The following is a 19,668-nucleotide window of genomic DNA, read 5'->3' on the forward strand; positions in this document are numbered from 1 at the left end:
TTCCTTTCAGGCAGCAAGATTGCCGAAGCAGACATATTTGGGTTCGAGATATTCCAGGAGACCATGGCGCGACCCCTCGCGGCCAAGTCCGGATTGCTTCCAGCCGCCGAATGGAACGGGCGCGCCGGTGAATTTCGGCGTGTTGACGGCCACCATGCCGTATTCCAGCTGATTGGTGAGACGCATCGCCCGACCGAGGTCGTTGGTGTAGAGATAGGCTGCGAGCCCCATTTCCGTCGCGTTGGCGCGGCGGATCACCTCCTGCTCGTCATCGAACGGCAATATGGCGGCGACCGGCCCGAAGGTTTCCTCGCGGGCGATCAGCATGTCGTCGGTAACGTCGGCAAGAACCGTCGGCGTAACAAAATTGCCGCCCAGGGGACTATCCTGCCCGCCGCAGACCAGACGTGCGCCGGCTGAAAGAGCCTGGGCGATCTGCTGACGGCATTTCTCGGCGACGGAGGCGCGCGTCATCGGGCCAATGTCGATATCGGGTTCAAGACCGTGGCCGACCACAAGTTCGGACGTCGCTTTGGCAAACTGGTCGACGAACCGTTCGTAAACTGCGCGTTGAACGTAGATACGGTTTGCCGCAAGGCAGTCCTGTCCTGATGTGGCGAATTTGGCGCCGAGGCAGCCTTTGACCGCCTGGGAGAGATTGGTATCGTCGAACACGATGAAAGGCGCATGGCCACCAAGCTCAAGCGATGCTTTTTTGACCGTTGCCGCCGATTGTTCGAGGAGGATCCGTCCGACCTGCGTCGAACCGGTGAAGGAAAATGCGCGAACATCGGTGTGTTCCAGAAGGCGGCGCGCCAGCGGGGCGGCTTCGCCCGGCAGCACCTGTAAAACGCCTGATGGCATTCCCGCTTCTTCAGCAAGCTTTGCCAGAGCCAGGGCCGAGAGCGGCGTTTCCGGTGCCGGTTTGACGATCATGGTGCAACCGGCGGCAAGAGCGGCACTTGCCTTGCGGGTTATCATGGCGGAAGGGAAGTTCCATGGGGTGATTGCCACGGTAACGCCGATTGGCTGCATCTGCACGGAGAGGCTGCCGCCCTTCAAATGGCTCGGGATGGTTTCACCATAGGATCGTTCGCCTTCGCTCGCGAACCAGTCGAGAAAATTGGCGGCATAGGAAATCTCGCCAAGGGATTCAGAAAGCGGTTTGCCCTGTTCGGCGGTTATGATGGTGGCGAGATCATCCGCGTTTTCACGCATCAATCTGCTCCACGCGCGCAGGATATCGCCCCGTTCGACGGGCAGCCGTTCGCGCCAGTCGAGAAAGGCTTTGCCGGCGGCATCGATTGCGACATCGACATCGTCGAGCGAGCAGGAGGTTACCGCGAGAAGGCGGTCGCCGGTGGCCGGATCGATAACGCTCAGTTTCTCGTCACGCGCCACCCATGCCCCATCAAGATAGGCACGATGCTCGACCAGATCGGGCCGATGCAGACTTTTTAGCGCCGCGCTGGCGATATCTTTCATGAGGAGGCTCCCTTTTTATTTGCAAGGAGCTTAGCGGCGCGGCATCATCGATCGGCGGCGTTTGTTCTCGTTGTTACGCAGGAATAGTGCTTAGTTTACCATATTGACGCAGGAATTCTGCATGACCACCATAGATCGAGCCGACAGGGCGTTGCTTGACGCCGTGCAGAAGAACAATCGCCTGACGTCGGAAGAACTGGCGCAGATCGTCAACCTGTCGCCCACGGCATGTCAAAGGCGGCTGAAGCGCCTGCGCGAGGAGGGGGTGATTGAAGCGGATGTGGCAATCATCTCACCCAAAGCCGTCGGGCGCGGCATCACCATGATCGTTCTGGTATCGCTGGAGCGCGAGCGGGCGGATATCGTCGATCGCTTCAAGGCCGCCATTCGCGCCACGCGGGAAGTCATGATCGGCTATTATGTGACAGGCGACGCCGATTTCATCCTGGTCATCACGGCAAGGGACATGGAGGATTACGAGGCCTTCACCCGCCGTTTCTTTTATGAAAACCATGACATTAAAGGCTTCAAGACCATGGTTGTGATGGATCGGGTTAAAGCCGGTTTTGCCTTTCCAATCGAAGCGTGATTGGAGCGCCTCTGGTTTTCCGCTGAGCGTTTTGGGTGCCGTTTGAATGAACCCGCACCCGCGGTCTTAAACTCTTTTGAAGGAAAGCGTTAAAAACGCGCGTGCTGGCGTATGTAACGCCAGCACAATTTCTGGATCAGCTCCGGGCGCCGAATGATCAATCGGGACGCTGCAGCAGAGCGAGACCGACCGTGGATGCGGCGAGGATGGCGGTGAGAGCCAATGGCGCAGTAGCCCCATAGGAATCAACGATGTAACCGCCGAAAACCGCACCGATACTGATGGCCACCTGAAAAGAAACGACCATCAGGCTGCCGGCTGCCTCCAGTGCGTCGGGTGCGCCACGGGAAAGGTTGGTCGGCAGCACCACGGGCGCCATGCCGAAGGCAAGACCCCAAAGGGCGACGAGTGCAAATGCGGCGCTGGTATGAGCACCCCAGACAACGAGGGCGATCGTCGCAAATGCCATCAGGGCGGCGGTAACGATGAGTGCGAGGCGGATACTGGTGTCAGCCATCCGGCCCCCCAGCACATTGCCGATCACGGAAGCGACGCCAAAGCCGAGCAAGGCGAGAGCAATCGGCGTGGTCTCAAGCAGCGTCACCTGTTCGAGGAACGGACGCACATAGACCGAACCGGCAAAATGCCCCGTCATCAGCAACAGGATCGCCAGCATCCCAAGTTGAACGCTGCGCCGCCGCGTCAGCCGCAGAACATCGGAAAGACTGTTGCTCGTACTTGCTGGCAGCGACGGCAGGCTGAGGATCTGCAGCAGCATGGCAATTATTGCCAGTCCCGCCGTCATCGACATGGCGATGCGCCATCCCACCCAGTCACTGATCAAGGCGCCCATTGAAGGGGCAGCGATGGTGGCAAGCGAAACGCCAAGGGTGACGATAGCCATGCCACGCCCGGTCGAATTCGCGCCGACGAGCCGCGCCACAACCGCAACCGAAAGCGCCCAGAAACCGCTGAGCGCGATACCCAGTCCCGCCCGGCCCACCAACAATAGCCAGAAATCGGCAGCAACCGATGCGAGAATGTTGGAGCCGATCGCCAGTGCGCTAAGTCCAACAAGCACGGTCTTGCGGTTCAGTTTGCCGATGAGAACATTGCTCAGCAAAGCCGTCACAGCGCCAACGGAAGCTGTCGCCGTAACAACCTGACCGGCTGTACCCTCGGTAATGCCGAGATCGCGCGCCATGGGCGTCAACAATCCCGCCGGCAGGAACTCGGCCGATACAAGTGCGAAACTGGTGGCCGCCATCGAAAGAACCGCGAACCAGGTCGCAGCTGTCCACGCGGGTTCCTCGGCGGCCTCCAGGGCAATTGTTGACCCATCAAATTCTGATGTCGTGTCCGTCATGGTCTCTCTCCTTGAGTTGGGAGAGTTTTAGACGAATTTTTTCGGATGATATGTATCTAAAAATCCGAATTTCATGCCTATTCCTCCGAATTTTGTGCGTTGCACAATGTTCGGGTGTGCATGTGCGTGGATCCCGTTTGAACGCTGACATCGCGATGAAGGACGGATTTGGGGCGGTCTCGCCTACCGGAATGATCGGTTTCGCATACTGGACAGGAGCCTATACCGTAACGGGTTGGAGGCTCTTCAATTTACAGTTCGTCTGAGGAAACCCACCTGTTCCGACCTGTCTGCTTGGCGTTTAGAAGCGCAGCGTCCGCTCGTTCCAACACGCTGCTCACGGTCCCGGCGGCCGGTGACGTTGCGATGCCGATCGATATGGTAATGGGGTCAAGCAGGCGACCGCGGTAGGTCAGTGGCGCGCGCTCGACGGCGTGTCGCAGTTTCTCCGCCGCCTTGATGGCATCTTCAATACCCGAAGCCGGCATGAGCACGGTGAATTCCTCGCCGCCGAAACGGAATAATTCACCTAGACCACCAATGGCTTCTGAAAGGACCTGGGCGACATATTGCATCACCGCATCTCCGGCGTCGTGGCCAAAACGGTCATTGAAGCGCTTGAAATGGTCTATGTCGAGCATCAAGCAGGCGAGATTTTGGCTTGGCTTCTCAATATGCCTGTTCAGTTCCTCATCAAGAGACCGGCGGTTCAGGAGACCCGTCAGGGCGTCCTGTCTCGCCATGCCGACCAGTCGCTGCCGAAGCTGGAGATTTGCGACGGCAAGGCCGACATTCTCGGCGAGGAGTTCCAGATATAGTCTCTCGGTCTCCAGTGTCTCGTTACCCTGCGGAATTTCAAGATACAACAGACCGACGGTGTCACCCAATGCCGTGAGTGGTATACACAGGCCGGTTCCGAAACCCTCCTTGAGGTGATGGCAGGCGACGTCGTCTCCATCAGGGTTACTGGCATGGGGGCGCCCGCGCCGGAGCGCCCAGCAATCGTCGATCGAAAACTCCGGAGCGGAAAACGATGGATTGGACCATTGGCCCGTCGATTGGAGAACTGAGCTGTGTTCTTTGATGACAAGCAGGCGGCCGGCGATGGCGGGGAAAATCTGCGGCATGAATTTTGAAACGACGTCGGACAATTCATCCTGATTTTGACATGCCTGAATCCGATGCATCATTTGCAGGATCAGGTCCTTTATGCGCTGGTTCTTGCGGTGCTCCGCGTCAAGCCGGTCCCGCTCAAGCCCGTTGCTGCGGAAGATGCGGATGGCCTGGTTCATGTCGCCGATTTCGTCACGACGTCCCTCGTCGGGCACATCGATACTGTAGTCCTGCCTGGCAAGGCGCGTAACGATATTGCTCATCCGGATAAGCGGCGCAGCAACACGTCTGGTAAGGACGAAGTAAAGTACGGCCACAAACATCAGGGCGGTGAGTGCAAGCATCACCTTGGCGATCGATCCGTAGAAATCGCTTCGGCTTTTGGCCTGGTCAACCGTTGCTTGTGAGCGGACCGCGATACCCTCTCTCAAGGTCGCGACGGTGTTCAGCAGGCCCGTATGCAGCCGATAATACTCATCTCCGAACAGGATCTGTTGTGCGGCGTTCTGGCGACTTGATCTATAGAAACCGATGGCCTCGCGCTCCATCCTGTCCAGCGCGTCGGCGCTCTTGCGTATCTCCTGAAATGATCCTGCCTCTTCCGGCGAAAGACCGAGCGCGGAGAGTTTATCCAGGGTATTTTCGAGGTGCTTTTCCTGATCTTCGTCGACGTAGAATTTCGCCAGGTGCTGTTCGTCGCCTCGCATGACGTAAAGACGCGCTTCCTCGGTGCGCTCATCCGCAATGATTGCCAGTTCCTCGGCAAGATCGTTCAACTGGAGGTGATCCTGGATGGCCGCTCGCTCTTGAGAAGCGCTTCTGGCTGACAGAATGAATGTAGTCGCCGATACCGTCGTGAGTACGAGGGTCACGGCATAGGCCAGGTTCGTGATGGTGCTAAGTCGCATGATGGCGCCGTCTGCTTGCCGCAAGCCATGACAACCGGGTGCGGCGAATCCAATATCAGAGTTTGCTTATTTTAGGGCATCTCGTCAAAACGGGAAGTTAACCTGCCGGAGATTATCGTGCGTGAGCACCGATCGCCTGAAAATCCGCCAGGGATTTCACTTTCATATGGCGGTTTCGGCAGGGCTATCTTGCCCAGCGGATTGTCGCAGTCAATGACATCCGGCTGCAGGATGCAGGTGGAGTTTCGAGTGCTTCTGCCGCCCGTTCTCAACGTGCGCAGAACGCCATCAAGCAGCGGAAGCAAGGCTGCGCAGGAAGGCAAGGCAACGGACGAGCTGTGACGCGGCGGCAGCGCAGAAGTTCAGAGCCGGTTCGGATTTTTCGCAGTTCATCCCGTCGAGATAATAGTCGAGCAGGATGCCGCAAAGCGTAACCGGCTGACCAAGCACCAGATCCAGTTGTCCGGACAATCGTGGCTTGTGACGAAATGTGAGGCCGGGGATGGAGCTGATCCGCGCCTGCGTTTCCTCGATAAATGCCCTTGATGTCTGATCGTCCTGCCATTCTGCCACAGCGGTAAGGAGTTTTAAAAAATGCTCCTCCAGCCCGAGAATATCCGGCGCGTCTCCCGGTGGTGCGGCGACCCTTGCGGCATGAAACGCCTGGCGCCTTTCCCGGCGCATCGTCGCGACATGGCCGAGTTCCTCGCGCGCCATTTTTTCCGCCGCCTGCCGCACGTCGGCGCTGGGCGCCTGGGCGGCAACGTAGCTCCAGAACACAAATGCCCGTTCCTCGTTCCTGACGGCAGCCGAAAAAGCGCGGTAGGCGTCGAGTGTTTCCGGCGGCACCATATCGGCGCCTTCGGCATCGAACATGGGTGAAAGGTCCGGGGCGGCGATGGTGCCCGCAGTGTCGGTCGGCACCGTCTCGGCAGCCCATACGCCGACCTGACGCAGATGGGTTTCCTCCTCGGCAATCAGCCGTTCGAAAACGGCGGCAAGCGCCGGCTGGTTTTCATCCAGCATTCGTTGTCTGAGGGCGACATAGCCGTCGATCGCTTCTTGTTCCATGCGGGCTGCGGTTTCCAGCACGGCGTGCATCGTCGTCAGAACGGGCGGTTCGGCATTCAGTCTAGACATGGGTTTCTCTTCAAAATCCTTGTCCCACACTGCCACATCAAACAACGCGGTATTTGTTCTGGATCAATGAGGCATCCGGCGGCGCGACTATTTTGCATTCAGCCCACTGAGGCCCGACCGATGCGACATGGCCGAGCGTGGGAGTGAACGTCTTGTCGCACCCCGATGGAATGCCCAATGCCGAAAAATACTCATATCGGGAAACAAGGTCTGGCTGTTTTTCTTTCTTTTCTGATCGCGCTTTTCACCCTTGCAGGCCACGCCTTCGCTGCCGGCAGTCTTGTCGATTATCTCGCCAAGGTTCAGCCGGCAGAGTTGTTTGCCGCGGCCGACCGCTTTGGCGAGCCGGTGGGGGAGCCTGCCATCGTGCCCGTCTACAAGGGCAGCGATATCGCCGGTTACGCTTACCTCAACTCGGATTTCACCAATTCGACCGGCTATTCAGGAAAGCCGATTCACATCGTTGTCGGCATTGACAGGGCCGGCGTCGTGCGTGGTCTGAAGCTTGTCGATCACAAGGAGCCGATCGTGCTGATCGGCATACCGGAAACCCGGGTTGTGGCTGCGCTGAATTCGGTGATCGACCGCGATCTGGCCAAGGTCGCTACCGGTGCGGAACGCCCGCCGCAGGTCGATATCGTCAGCGGCGCGACGGTGACCGTTCTTGTGATGGGCGACAGCGTCGTCCGCTCGGCGGTCAAACTCATTCGCAGCGGCAGGCTGGGAGAAGGCACACATGCCGCGATCGCAGCAGCGTCGCCGCAGCCGGTCAAAAAACTCGATGTTTCGAAACAGGAGGTTTCCGACTGGCAGACGCTGCTCGGCGATGGTTCCATCCGCGCCCTGCGCCTCAGTGTCGGTGAAGTCTCGGATGCCTTTGCAAAGGCCGGCCAGCCGGATGCGTCCCGGACACCGGAAGCGCCCAATCCGCAGGACCCGTTCATCGATCTCTACGTCGCTCCGGTCAGCGTTCCCGCCATCGGCCGCAGCCTGCTGGGTGAAGAAGGTTACGGAAGGCTGGTAAAACGCCTGAAGCCGGGTCAGTCCGCCATTCTCGTGGCGGGTGACGGCGCCTATTCGTTCAAGGGGTCGGGTTATGTACGAGGCGGTATTTTCGACCGTATCGAGCTGCTTCAGGACGGGCAGGGCATTCGCTTCCGCGATCGGGATCACACGCGGCTGACGCAGATCGCCGCCGAGGGCGCGCCGCATCTGCGTGAAATCGCCCTTTACGTGATCCCTGACAGTTTCGCTTTCGACGTGACGGAACCGTGGGAGTTACAGTTGCTGGTGCAGCGCACCACGGGAGTGCGGGACAAGGCGACGATGCCATACGATCTCGGCTACAGGCTGCCAGACGGCTACGTCAGCATCGAGACGCCCGCAGCCCCACCCATCGCCCCACCGGCAGCCGCAGCAACGATGCCGGCAGATGTGCCGTTCGATCTGGAAAACGCGCCGCTCTGGGGCAGCATATGGGAAATGAACCGCGTCTCGGTCGCCCTAACCTTTGCCGGGCTGCTGGTTCTCACCGCCATCTTCTTTTTTCAGGACTGGCTGGTCAAACGTCCCAAGCTGTTCGGCTGGATCAGGCGCGGCTATCTGCTTTTCGCGCTGGTCTGGCTCGGCTGGTATGCCAATGCGCAGCTTTCGGTGGTCAATGTCCTGACTTTCATCAATGCGCTTATCTCCGGTTTCCACTGGGATTTCTTCCTGTCCGCGCCGTTGATCTTCATTCTCTGGGCAGCGGTTGCAGCGGGTCTGCTGTTCTGGGGGCGCGGACCCTTCTGCGGCTGGCTCTGCCCTTTTGGTGCGCTGCAGGAACTGACCAACGGCGTCGCGAAATGGCTGAAGGTGCCGCAGGTCAAGCTGCCCTGGGGGCTGCATGAGCGCCTCTGGCCGGTCAAATACATCATCTTCCTCGGCCTCTTCGGCCTGTCGCTTTATTCGCTGGCGCTGGCGGAGACCTTTGCCGAGATCGAACCGTTCAAGACGGCGATCATCCTGAAATTCGCCCGCGAATGGCCCTTCGCGATCTTTGCGCTGACGCTGCTCGCCGCCGGTCTTTTCATCGAACGTTTCTACTGCCGGTATCTCTGCCCACTCGGCGCAGCACTCGCCATTCCCGGTCGCCTGCGCATGTTCGAATGGCTGAAACGCTGGCCGGAATGCGGCTCGCCCTGCCAGCGCTGCGCCAAGGAATGTCCCGTGCAGTCGATCCATCCCGAAGGGCAGATCAACGTCAACGAGTGCATCTACTGCATGCATTGCCAGGAACTTTACCAGGACGACCACCGCTGTCCGCACATGATTCAGGTGCGGTTGAAGCGGGAAAAATTCGTGGCGCTCTCCACCCCTCCGGAAAAGGGAAAAGAGCGTCCGAAAACCGTGGTTACCCACAAGGGCAAACCGATCGGCACAGATGAAGGAGTGGCTGGCGAACAGGCCTGAGCCACCATCAAAGGAGAGAAGACATGTCGGATCGAAATATCGAAACTGGCCTCAGCAGGCGCCAGCTTCTCGGCTCCACGGCGGTTGCCGCGGTGGCGGGTGCGGCGACGGTCGGCGGCGCGCTGGCGGTTTCCAGCATCACGGCGGCACCGGCGCTCGCCGCAGGCGGACAGGCCTTCGAGGTCAAGCCCGGCGAACTGGACGAATATTACGTCTTTTTCTCAGGCGGCCATAGCGGTGAACTGCGCATTCTCGGCCTGCCGTCGATGCGTGAACTGATGCGTATTCCCGTCTTTAACCGGGATAGCGCCACCGGCTGGGGTCAGACGAATGAAAGCCGGAAGATCCTGACGGAGGGGCTGCTGCCTGAAACGAAGGAATATCTGAAGGACAAGGGCGACATCTACCTCAACGGTGACCTGCACCACCCGCATCCATCCTTTACGGAAGGCACCTATGACGGCCGTTATCTCTTCGCCAATGACAAGGCCAATACCCGCGTCTGCCGCATCCGCCTTGACGTGATGAAATGTGACAAGATCATCCAGCTGCCCAACCAGCACACGGTTCACGGCCTGCGCGTGCAGAAATATCCGCGCACCGGTTATGTCTTCGCCAATGGCGAGGACCGGGTGCCGATCCCCAATGACGGTTCGGTTCTCGATGATCACAAACAGTATCACGCGATTTTCTCGGCCATTGACGGCGACACGATGAAGGTTGCCTGGCAGGTCATGGTCGACGGCAATCTCGACAATGTCGATGCCGACTATCAGGGAAAATATGCCTTCGCCACCTGCTACAATTCCGAAGAGGGCGTGAACCTCGAGGAAATGATGGCGAAGGATCAGGACTGGATCGTCGTCTTCAACCTGAAGCGTATCGAGGAAGCTGTCGCCAAGGGCGAGTTCAAGGAAATGGGTGGCGTGCCTGTTGTGGATGGTCGCCATGGCTCGCCATTCACCCGCTACATCCCGGTATCCAACGGCCCGCACGGTATGAACACCGCGCCGGATGGTATCCACGTCGTTGCCAATGGCAAGCTGTCGCCAACAGTCACGGTCTTCGACGTCCGGCTGTTCGACGACCTTTTCGCCGACAAGATCAAGCCGCGTGATACCGTCGTTGCCGAACCCGAACTCGGTCTTGGCCCGCTTCACACGGCCTATGACGGTCGCGGCAATTGCTACACGACGCTGTTCATCGACAGCCAGATCTGCAAATGGAACCTTGAGGATGCCAAACGCGCCTACAAGGGCGAGAAGGTCAATCCGGTCCGTCAGAAGCTCGATGTGCAGTATCAGCCCGGCCACAACCACACATCCATGGGTCAGACCAAGGATGCAGACGGCAAATGGCTGATCTCGCTCAACAAGTTCTCGAAGGACCGGTATTTGAACGTCGGCCCGCTGAAACCGGAAAACGATCAGCTGATCGATATTTCCGGCGACGAGATGGTGCTGGTTCACGACAATCCCACCTTTGCCGAGCCGCATGACGCCACCATCGTCCATAATTCCAAGATCAACCCGGTCAGCATCTGGAGCCGCGACGACAGCTTCTTTGCCGATGCGGTGGCCCAGGCTAAGGCCGACAACATCGATCTGCTGATCGATTCCGAAGTCATTCGCGACGGCGACAAGGTTCGCGTCTACATGACCTCGGCGGCACCTGCCTTCGGTCTGGAAAGCTTCACCGTCAAGCAGGGTGATGAGGTGACGGTTTACGTCACCAACATCGACGAGGTGGAAGACCTGACCCACGGCTTCTCGATCATCAATTACGGCATCAACATGGAAGTGGCGCCGCAAGCCACGGCATCCGTCACCTTCAAGGCCGATAAGCCCGGTGTGTGGTGGTATTATTGCTCATGGTTCTGCCATGCCATGCACATGGAAATGAAGGGCCGCATGCTGGTGGAGCCGAAGAAGGCATGAGGCATCTCCAAGATGCGGCGAGATGGGGGATGGTGGCGATGATCGCCGCCATTCCCGGCCTGGCGGGTGCTGAAACCATCCGCCTTTCCGCTGCCGCGACCCCAATACTTCAACAAGCCATCGACCGTGCACAGACGGGCGACGAACTGGTGCTGGAAAGCGGCGATTTTTCCGGGCCGGTGACCATTGGCACGTCCATTACGCTGCGTGGCGAGCCGGGTGCGGCCATTCGCGGCACCGGTCAGGGCAGTGTCGTCACCATCACCGCCGAAGACGTGATCTTCAGCGGCATTATCGTATCCGGCTCCGGCGGTTCGCTGGAAAACATGAATTCGGGCGTCTTCGTCGCCCGAACCGCCAAACGGGCGATTGTCGAAAACAGCCGCTTCGAAGAAAATCTGTATGGCGTCTATCTGCATGGCGCCGACGATTCCATCGCGCGCAACAATGTCATTATCGGTACGGGCGAAGGCCGTTTAAGCGAAACCGGCAACGGCGTGACCCTGTGGAACGCGCCCGGCGCACGCGTCACCGGCAACGACATCAGCTTCGGGCGCGACGGCATCGCCACCAATGCCAGCAAACGCAACGTGTTCAGCGGTAACCGGTTCAGCAATCTGCGATTTGCCATCCACTACATGTACACCAACGACAGCGAGATCAGCGATAATGTCTCCACCGGCAATTCGGTGGGATACGCCATCATGTTTTCCAGCCGCCTGAAGATCACCGGAAACGTCTCCGATGGCGACCGGGACCACGGCCTGCTTTTGAATTACGCCAACAGTTCCACCGTCACCGGCAATACGGTGCGCGGCCATATGCAGCCCGCATCGCGCTGGAGCGAACGCGGCATCCGCTCGCAGGAACATGGTGTGCCGGCCGCCGATGACGAGGCTGCCGCGGATACCTCGGGAATGCGGCCCGGGCCGGAAAAATGCGTCTTCATCTACAATGCCAACCGCAACCGCCTGCGCGACAACCGTTTCGAGGGGTGCGATATTGGCATTCATTTCACCGCCGGTTCGGAAGGCAACATGATGAGCGGCAATGCCTTCATCGCCAATCGCAACCAGGTCAAATATGTCGGCACGCGTTATGTCGACTGGTCGGAAAAGGGACGCGGCAATTACTGGAGCGATAATCCCGCTTTCGATCTGGATGGTGACGGCATCGCCGACAATCCCTATCGCCCGAATGATCTGATTGACCGCGTGCTGTGGACCGCGCCGCAGGCGCGGGTGCTGACCAGCAGCCCCGCCGTGCAGGTGGTGCGCTGGGCGCAGGCGCGGTTTCCTGCCCTTTTGCCGGGTGGGGTCACCGACAGTCATCCCTTGATGTCGCCGCCGCAGCCCCCCAGGGAGCCACGCTCATGAACCCGACCGTAAGCGTTCACGATGTGACCAAGACCTATGGCGGCAAGGTCAATGCCCTGCGCGAGCTGAGCTTTAACCTTCATGAAGGGGAGACCGTAGCTCTGGTCGGCCACAACGGCGCCGGAAAAACCACGCTGATCAAATTGCTGCTCGGGCTTATTCGCCCGACGTCGGGGCATGTGGAGGTGCTGGGCGAGAACCCGGCGAATGGCGATTTCGCCGTGCGTCAGGCGCTGGGCTACCTGCCGGAAAGCGTGTCTTTCCACCTCGCACTGACGGGGCGGGAAACGCTTGCCTTTTACGCACGCCTCAAGCGGGTGCCCATGCAATCCGCAGACAGCCTGTTCGAGCGTGTCGGCCTTGCCGCCGCGGCCGCCGACCGGCCTATTCGCACCTATTCCAAGGGTATGCGGCAGAGGCTTGGCCTTGCCCAGGCATTGCTCGGTGCACCAAGGGTTCTGCTGCTCGATGAACCGACCAGCGGCCTCGACCCGGCCCTACGGCGCAATTTCTACAACCTCGTCGATGAATTGCGGGCAGGCGGCGCGACGATCCTCCTGTCGTCGCATGCGCTGGGAGAGCTGGAAGACCGCGCCGGACGGGTCATCATCGTTAATCGTGGCGTGCGCATTGCCGATGGCACGCTGGATGATCTGAGACGGATCGCCAGCCTGCCGTCGCGTATCCGTATCCGCCCGACTGGCGGGGGCGGAGCCGCGGCACCTGCCGATCCCGTGGTGCGATGGACACCGACCGGAGATGGCGCTTACGAGACGGAGGTGGCGCATGCCGCAAGGCTGCCACTGCTGCACCGCCTCACTGCGGCTGCCGCCGGTATCGAAGCCCTGAGCCTTATCGAGCCGACGCTCGATGATCTCTATGCCCATTTCCTGAACAGCCAGGAGGCCGCGTCGTGAGCAACATCCTGATCATTGCGGGGAAGGAAATTCGCGAAGGCATGCGCAATCGCTGGGTGCTGGCCACGACATTGCTGCTGGCAATGCTCGCCCTGACGCTGACGTTTCTCGGCAGCGCGCCGACCGGCAATGTCGGCGCCAGCCGCATGGATGTGGTCATCGTCAGTCTCTCCAGCCTGACGATCTTCCTTGTGCCGCTGATTGCGCTGCTGATTTCCCATGATGCCATCGTGGGTGAGGTGGAGCGTGGCACCATGCTGCTGCTGCTCGCCTATCCGGTGGGGCGCAGCCAGATCGTTCTGGGCAAATTTCTCGGCCACATCGCCATCCTCTGCTTCGCCACCACCTGCGGATATGGCACGGCGGCGCTTGCGCTGGCGCTGATGGGCGGCGCCACCGGTCTTGAGGGCTGGCTGTCGTTTATTTCCATGACGGCATCGTCCGTGCTGCTTGGTGCGGTCTTCGTCGCCATCGGTTATCTCGTCAGCGCGCTATCTTCGGAGCGCAGCACGGCCGGCGGCGTGACGATCGGCATCTGGCTGTTCTTCGTGCTGATCTACGACATGGCCCTGCTTGGCGGACTGGTGGCGGCGCAGGGCCGTTCGCTGCCCGGTGGACTGCTGGATTTCGTGCTGCTCGCCAATCCGACGGATGCCTATCGGCTCCTCAATCTCGGCAGCGGCGGGGCGGCGGCCCTTTCCGGCATGGGCGGGCTTGCCAAAAGCTCCATTCTCACCGGTGGCGTCCTGCTCGCCGCCCTTTGCGCCTGGACAGCTGTTCCGCTCGGCCTCGCTTCGCTGTTTTTCTCAAGGAGGGACGTATGAAAACGGTCCGTTTTGCCCTTGTTCTTGTGGCTTCGTTGCTGCTTGCCGCCTGCGAAAATGAGCAGCAGGTGGAAACGCCGCTGCCCTTTTCGCTCACCGCCGAGGCCATGGGGCGATATTGCGGGATGAACGTACTGGAACATGCCGGGCCGAAGGGGCAGATCATCCTGCGCCAGATACCGGAGGCCATATGGTTCTCCTCAGCACGGGACACTGTGGCCTTCACCATGCTGCCGGACGAACCGAAGGAGATCGCGGCTATTTACGTGTCCGATATGGGCAAGGCTGCAAGCTGGGAAAAGCCCGGCGCGGAGAACTGGATCGACGCGCGCAAGGCCTTCTTCGTGATCGGCAGCTCCCTGCGCGGCGGCATGGGCGCGGAGGAAGCCGTGCCCTTTTCCGAGGAGGCGGCAGCAAGGCAATTCGTCGGCAAGAACGGCGGCGAAGTCGTGAAATTCAACGATCTGCCCGAGAATTACATTCTTGGCGCCGGTGGCGAGGCGGCGGACGATCCGGCTGCGGAGGGGGCGCATGATCATGGATAACAAACCGGGCCGTCGCCGCTTCATCACGCTCATGGCTGCCTTTGCGGGCCTGCCGCTTTTACCTGACAGGGGTTTTGCCTCAGTCTCCCCCATTGTCTGGCGGGGACAGGCACTCGGCGCGCCGGCAACGCTTGTGCTCAATCATCAAAACCCTGCAGAGGCGGAGCGCCTCCTGCGCAGGGTGGTAGTCGAGGTGGCGCGCCTCGAAAGTATTTTCAGCCTGTTTCGGCCGGAATCGGCACTGAGCGAGCTTAATCGCACCGGCGTCCTTGCCGCGCCGCCCTCCGAAATGGTGGAGCTGCTGGAATTGTGCCGCAGCTTCCATGGGCTTGGGGACGGACGTTTCGATCCGACGATACAGCCGCTCTGGCTGCTGCATGCCCGGCATTTTTTGTGCGATGACGCCGATCCCGCCGGCCCATCCGCACGGGATATGAGAAAGGCATTGGCGCTGGTGGGCTTCGACAAGGTAAGTTTCGACGCGAACCGTGTTGCACTGGGGCAGCGCGGCATGGCGTTGACGCTGAACGGTATTGCCCAGGGCTATATTACCGACCGCATCGTTGCCCTGCTGCGGGATGCGGGTGTGACCAGCAGCCTGGTGGATATGGGCGAAAATCGAGCCATCGGCAATAGTGCGCAAGGCGCGCCGTGGCGCATCGGTCTTGCGCAATCGGAAGATGCCACCCTTCCTGACATGGTTCTCGATATCACCGACCGTGCCGTGGCGACCTCGGCGGGCGCCGGGTTCCAGTTCGACCGCGCCGGCAAATTCAGTCATATCCTCGATCCGCGCACCGGCCTGAGCGCGCGCCGTTATGCGCGGGTCTCGGTGGTTGCCGAGGATGCGGCCACAGCCGATGCGCTATCGACCGCCTTCAGCCTGATGGATGAGTGCGAGGTGGAAACGCTGCGCGCATCGCTTCGCAATGTCGAGGTGTATCTGCGCGCCTGAACGCGCAGGTTTCAGAAGCGGCGGTTTTGCGTATGTCGCGCGTGTCGCGCCGCGAGATTGAGGTCGTGCATCGCCATCAGAACCAGTGCCGGGGATCGTCACTTCCCTGTCCGGCAGGTCTTTTACGGTAATATTGGCCAATCTCGAAGATACAAGGCCGGAAAGGCGAGGCCAGAAAGCAAGTTGGCGAGCACGCCAGCAAGTGCCAGCCGGAAAGTGCGTGTCGCCTGCCAGCCCGTCCGATCCCGACGCCCCCGCCGATTAATGTGGCGGAAGGGCCGGAAATCCGGCGCCGTTCCGGAAAAACGGCTGCCATGGCCGGCCTTTGGGGCGGCATCGGGGAGGGAAGGAGAGAAACCCGTTTGCCGGCCCGCAGGACCTCAGGGCTGTCGCAGGGACACGCCTTTCATGCGGTCAGGCGGAAAGAGGTGGCGCGCGCGGCGCGGCGCTCATCAGGAGAACGGATGGCCTGAACGCGGCCGTATCCGCCACGAAACCTTCACCGGTCTCGATGAGGAGCGGCATGCCGGTCATATCGGCCGGTTGCGGCAGCAGGATGCCGGCCACGATCCGGCAAACCTCGCAGACTGGAACAACGGCGTGCCGGTCGGGGTGGGACTGGCCATCGTCGTGATCGAAAGTGTGGCAAAGATCCGGCAGGCTGCCATCAGGCAGCATATAGGCGGAGATTTCAGTTCCGGCAAAACCGGCTTCTGCCACCGGCACGCGATGGGCGAAACCAATGGCGAACAAGGCAAGCGCGCACAGAATGCGCATCCCCTTCTGCCATGTCGTCACCTTTGCGATCATTGCCGGAATTCCCGCCCGAACACTCTCTGAAATTCGCTTCACATTCCGAACTTGTCGATTCACCCGAGACGGACAATTGTCACAGCGGGATGACATGACGTTACGGATTACTCTGTGGCATCGCGCGTGCTTCGTCTGTGCGATAGGTCAAACAGCTCCAAGTTTGGTGACGAGCGCTAAGCGATTTCCCACATACTGCCGGTCAGCGTGGCTTGGCCTTCGAGGCTTTTTGCGCTAATCAGACAGGATGATAAAAACCTCGAGTATCACCTGCATCTAGCTCCCGCCGCAGCGCGAGGAGCATCGAGCGAGAAGCCGACCGGCTTCACGCTTGGCGTCGGCTTGCCAGAAGGCAGGCGAATGCGAACACATGCAGTGAGACTACCTCAATGGAAAATTATTTCGAAAGCCCCTTCCGGGGCATCACGCTCGACAGGCTGGTAAAGAACCCGAACCTCGTCGTCGGTAAATACAGCTATTATTCCGGATATTATCACGGCCACAGCTTTGAAGATTGCGCCCGTTATCTGCTGCCGGATGAGGGTGCGGACAGGCTGGTGATCGGAAGCTTTTGCTCAATCGGCTCAGGCGCTGCCTTCATCATGGCGGGCAATCAGGGCCATCGGAACGAGTGGATCAGCACCTTCCCGTTCTTTTTCATGCCGGAAGTGCCGGAATTCGAGGGAGCGGAGAATGGCTATCTGCCGGCGGGCGACACCGTCATCGGCAATGATGTCTGGATAGGTTCGGAAGCGATCATCATGCCCGGCATCAAGATCGGCGATGGTGCCGTCATCGGAACCCGGGCGCTGGTGACGAAGAACGTCGAACCCTACACCATCGTCGGCGGCAACCCCGCCAGAACCATTCGCAAGCGGTTTGATGACGATGACATTGCCCGCCTGCTGAAGATGAAATGGTGGGAGTGGCCGGCAGAAAGGCTCAAGGCCGCAATGCCGCTCATGACCAGCGGCAATGTCGCGGAGCTGTATCGGTTCTGGCGATCTGACATTCTGTAGGTTTGAAGCTGTCGGCTCGTCTCCTTGGGGCGGGCCGGCGATCGCGCCTGATCCGGGAGCTGTTTCCGGATATGTGAAGGCCAGACGCCCGCCCTGTCACTGCAATTCCAGGCCCTCCTGAAGAATGGATTTTCGAGCCGCCTCGCCAGCTTCGGCCTTACCGTCTCGATATAGTCACCAGCCTGACGCGCATAAAGGAGCGGGATGAAGCCCTTGTGGATTTCCGTCGAAAGAAAGCTCAGCATCTCCTGCAGCCTGTAGCGCGCAAAGGTTCCATTCGCCGGCGCAAGGCCCGCCTCGGGCCTCCGGTCTGCAAGATATTGAACGGTGACGGGACCTTCCCGCTGCAGGTTGCCGTCTTCAAGCTCCAGCGCCGGAATATAGCCATGCGGGTTGATGTTGTAGAAGTTCTTCCCTTGATCCGTTGTGCGATCATTCTGATCGACCTTGATGAATTCGACGTCGAGACCCAGCTCGTTTGCGCAGGCACAACAGCGACCAACTTCACGTTTTGAAATAAACGGTCACCGAAAATGAGTTTCCATCCCGTGCCTGTGCGGTCATGTGTTTGTGAAGTTCGTATGAGCCATTGTTCTACGACACACGAATCAAAGAGCTGACAGCATGGAAAATCCGTTTGCACTGAATCATCTTTCCGAGAACACGGTCTTCCGTAAAGGCGATGTTTTCGTCCTTTTCGGCGAACTGTTCGGCCGCGGATATGCCACCGGCCTGCTCGATGAAGCCAGACGGGCTGGAATGGAGATTGTCGGGATCACGGTCGGGCGGCGCGACGAGAACAATGTGCTGCGGCCGCTCAACGCCGAGGAACTGGCTTCGGCGGAGGCCCAGCTGGGCGGCAGGATCATCAACATCCCTCTCATGGCGGGTTTCGATCTGGATGCGCCCGAAGGCGGCCCAACGCCCACAGATCTCCTGGCAAATATGAAGCTTGAGAGCTGGGAACACGACAAGCTCGACTGGGACTATGTCGGACAATGCCGCGACATCGCCACTGCGCGTTTTAAGGAAGCGCTTTCAAAAGTCATGGCCGTTCTCGATGGCATGATCGCCTCTGGCCGCAATGTTTTCTTCGCCCACACAATGGCCGGAGGCATCCCGAAGGCGAAGGTGTTCCTGGTCGTCGCCAATCGAATCTACAAGGGAACCGGAACCCGCCACATGTCGTCGCAGACCCTGCTCGACAGTGATCTGGGAAAACTCATCCTGCAGAATTTTGACGACGTCTCTGCAAATACCTTCCGCCATCTCATTGATTTCAGCGCGGCGATCCGCGAACGTGTGGAGGCTTCGGGCGGACAAGTGCGATACACGGCCTACGGTTACCACGGATCAGCCGTCCTCATTGACGGAAGCTATCGTTGGCAGACCTACACCAATTACACGCAGGGTTATGCCAAGATGCGGCTCGAAGGCATTGCAGAGGAAGCCTGGGCGACAGGCATCAAGGCAACTGTCTATAACTGCCCCGAAATCCGCACCAATTCGTCCGATGTGTTCACGGGTATCGAGCTGCCCCTGATACCGCTGCTGCTTGCGTTGAAGAAAGAAAACGGTGGCCAATGGGCAGACGAACAGTGGCAGGCCTGCGAGCAATTGCTGGCCGATGGCTTAACCATGCAAGACGTCTTCGGCAAGATCGCCGCCATGCAGGCCAGCGAGGTCATGCGTCCATTCTATGATTTTTCGGCTTGGCCCATGGCAAACAGCCAGGCACAGGCTGATTTGACCATCGGCACGTCCAATGAGATCACCCAGATGCATCGGGATAGAAAGGTGATGATCAGCGACCACTTGAGCGGCCTCGTTGTGAAGGCAACCGGGCAGCTGATTTTCGGCGAATCGTCCGAACCCTCCGGTCCTGTCCTGTGGCTCAACCACGATATCGTGGCGCGGCGACTTAACGCTTCCCACCCGCATTCGAAGTCTGCCACGCCGCTTGTCGCGCAGGGAGCGAAAACCTCACACATCGAGATGGTGTGAAGGCTTCCAGGCATCGCTTGGAAACTTGGTGTTTTGGCCGTGGAGCGATGAATTTTTAGAGCGGCGATGAAGCCAAGGCTGAACCGGCCGAATCTGCTGTCGATCTAAAAACGCCTGACGCCAGGATTGGCGAACAGACCTTGGAGAATGATTTTTTGTCGGGTGCGCTCGGCAAGGCGGGAGTGCCATCGGCAACATCAGCCTCCTGGTGTCCGCTTTATGTCAAATC

15 protein-coding genes and 2 pseudogenes are annotated in these 19,668 nt (G+C 59.6%); 11 read left to right on the plus strand and 6 right to left on the minus strand.

Annotation, left to right across the window (positions count from 1 at the left end):
* Nucleotides 1-6: 6 nt before the first annotated feature.
* On the minus strand, nt 7-1,485 hold the full coding sequence (locus tag ACQZ5F_RS22105; RefSeq protein ID WP_225338204.1) for an NAD-dependent succinate-semialdehyde dehydrogenase: 1,479 nt from the start codon (nt 1,483-1,485) through the stop codon (nt 7-9).
* Nucleotides 1,486-1,606: 121 nt separating this feature from the next.
* Here ACQZ5F_RS22105 and ACQZ5F_RS22110 point away from each other — a divergent pair, with 121 nt between their 5' ends.
* Entirely contained in the window at nt 1,607-2,074 is a 468-nt protein-coding gene (locus tag ACQZ5F_RS22110; RefSeq protein ID WP_046801324.1) for an Lrp/AsnC family transcriptional regulator, read from the plus strand.
* 157 nt (nt 2,075-2,231) lie between these two features.
* On the opposite strand, the gene ACQZ5F_RS22115 is transcribed toward ACQZ5F_RS22110, so the two are convergent.
* The 3 genes from ACQZ5F_RS22115 to ACQZ5F_RS22125 form a co-directional block, all read right to left on the minus strand.
* On the minus strand, nt 2,232-3,440 hold the full coding sequence (locus tag ACQZ5F_RS22115; protein WP_080843122.1) for an MFS transporter: 1,209 nt from the start codon (nt 3,438-3,440) through the stop codon (nt 2,232-2,234).
* Between the two features lie 251 nt (nt 3,441-3,691).
* Nucleotides 3,692-5,461, minus strand: a complete 1,770-nt coding sequence (locus tag ACQZ5F_RS22120; protein WP_046801296.1) for a diguanylate cyclase — start codon at nt 5,459-5,461, stop codon at nt 3,692-3,694.
* A 288-nt stretch (nt 5,462-5,749) separates the two neighbouring features.
* Nucleotides 5,750-6,601, minus strand: coding sequence for a ferritin-like domain-containing protein (locus ACQZ5F_RS22125; RefSeq protein ID WP_312359670.1), 852 nt, complete (start codon nt 6,599-6,601; stop codon nt 5,750-5,752).
* A 177-nt stretch (nt 6,602-6,778) separates the two neighbouring features.
* Here ACQZ5F_RS22125 and ACQZ5F_RS22130 point away from each other — a divergent pair, with 177 nt between their 5' ends.
* The 7 genes from ACQZ5F_RS22130 to ACQZ5F_RS22160 are packed head-to-tail and all read left to right on the plus strand — an operon-like array spanning nt 6,779 to nt 15,606.
* Nucleotides 6,779-9,052 carry a 4Fe-4S binding protein gene (locus ACQZ5F_RS22130; protein ID WP_448730960.1) on the plus strand — a complete coding sequence of 758 codons (2,274 nt, stop codon included), beginning with the start codon at nt 6,779-6,781 and terminating at the stop codon, nt 9,050-9,052.
* A 23-nt stretch (nt 9,053-9,075) separates the two neighbouring features.
* Nucleotides 9,076-10,989 carry a TAT-dependent nitrous-oxide reductase gene (nosZ, locus tag ACQZ5F_RS22135; RefSeq protein WP_046801298.1) on the plus strand — a complete coding sequence of 638 codons (1,914 nt, stop codon included), beginning with the start codon at nt 9,076-9,078 and terminating at the stop codon, nt 10,987-10,989.
* Nucleotides 10,986-12,365, plus strand: coding sequence for a nitrous oxide reductase family maturation protein NosD (locus tag ACQZ5F_RS22140; protein ID WP_432704557.1), 1,380 nt, complete (start codon nt 10,986-10,988; stop codon nt 12,363-12,365). Before nosZ ends, ACQZ5F_RS22140 begins: the two co-directional genes overlap by 4 nt.
* On the plus strand, nt 12,362-13,282 hold the full coding sequence (locus ACQZ5F_RS22145; RefSeq protein WP_448730961.1) for an ABC transporter ATP-binding protein: 921 nt from the start codon (nt 12,362-12,364) through the stop codon (nt 13,280-13,282). Before ACQZ5F_RS22140 ends, ACQZ5F_RS22145 begins: the two co-directional genes overlap by 4 nt.
* Nucleotides 13,279-14,106 carry an ABC transporter permease gene (locus ACQZ5F_RS22150; RefSeq protein ID WP_225338059.1) on the plus strand — a complete coding sequence of 276 codons (828 nt, stop codon included), beginning with the start codon at nt 13,279-13,281 and terminating at the stop codon, nt 14,104-14,106. The genes ACQZ5F_RS22145 and ACQZ5F_RS22150 overlap by 4 nt, the downstream gene beginning before the upstream one ends.
* On the plus strand, nt 14,103-14,651 hold the full coding sequence (locus ACQZ5F_RS22155) for a nitrous oxide reductase accessory protein NosL (protein ID WP_225338060.1): 549 nt from the start codon (nt 14,103-14,105) through the stop codon (nt 14,649-14,651). The genes ACQZ5F_RS22150 and ACQZ5F_RS22155 overlap by 4 nt, the downstream gene beginning before the upstream one ends.
* Nucleotides 14,644-15,606, plus strand: a complete 963-nt coding sequence (locus tag ACQZ5F_RS22160) for an FAD:protein FMN transferase (RefSeq protein ID WP_225338061.1) — start codon at nt 14,644-14,646, stop codon at nt 15,604-15,606. The genes ACQZ5F_RS22155 and ACQZ5F_RS22160 overlap by 8 nt, the downstream gene beginning before the upstream one ends.
* 414 nt (nt 15,607-16,020) lie before the next feature.
* On the opposite strand, the gene ACQZ5F_RS22165 is transcribed toward ACQZ5F_RS22160, so the two are convergent.
* Entirely contained in the window at nt 16,021-16,416 is a 396-nt protein-coding gene (locus ACQZ5F_RS22165) for a hypothetical protein (protein ID WP_052760256.1), read from the minus strand.
* 389 nt (nt 16,417-16,805) lie between these two features.
* On the opposite strand from ACQZ5F_RS22165, the gene catB reads away from it, so the two are divergent.
* Nucleotides 16,806-17,435, plus strand: a complete 630-nt coding sequence (gene catB / locus ACQZ5F_RS22170; protein ID WP_225338062.1) for a type B chloramphenicol O-acetyltransferase — start codon at nt 16,806-16,808, stop codon at nt 17,433-17,435.
* 356 nt (nt 17,436-17,791) lie between these two features.
* Here the strand turns inward: catB and ACQZ5F_RS22175 are convergent.
* Nucleotides 17,792-17,953: pseudogene (locus tag ACQZ5F_RS22175) on the minus strand (thioredoxin domain-containing protein); the annotation flags it as partial.
* 106 nt (nt 17,954-18,059) lie between these two features.
* On the opposite strand from ACQZ5F_RS22175, the gene ACQZ5F_RS22180 reads away from it, so the two are divergent.
* Nucleotides 18,060-19,439 (plus strand): enoyl ACP reductase FabMG family protein, encoded by a 1,380-nt coding sequence (locus ACQZ5F_RS22180; RefSeq protein ID WP_225338063.1) that lies wholly within the window; start codon nt 18,060-18,062, stop codon nt 19,437-19,439.
* Between the two features lie 62 nt (nt 19,440-19,501).
* Nucleotides 19,502-19,624 (plus strand): annotated as a pseudogene (locus ACQZ5F_RS22185) (IS3 family transposase); the annotation flags it as partial.
* Nucleotides 19,625-19,668 lie beyond the last annotated feature (44 nt).

It is taken from the genome of Agrobacterium sp. 22-210-1, assembly GCF_053522525.1.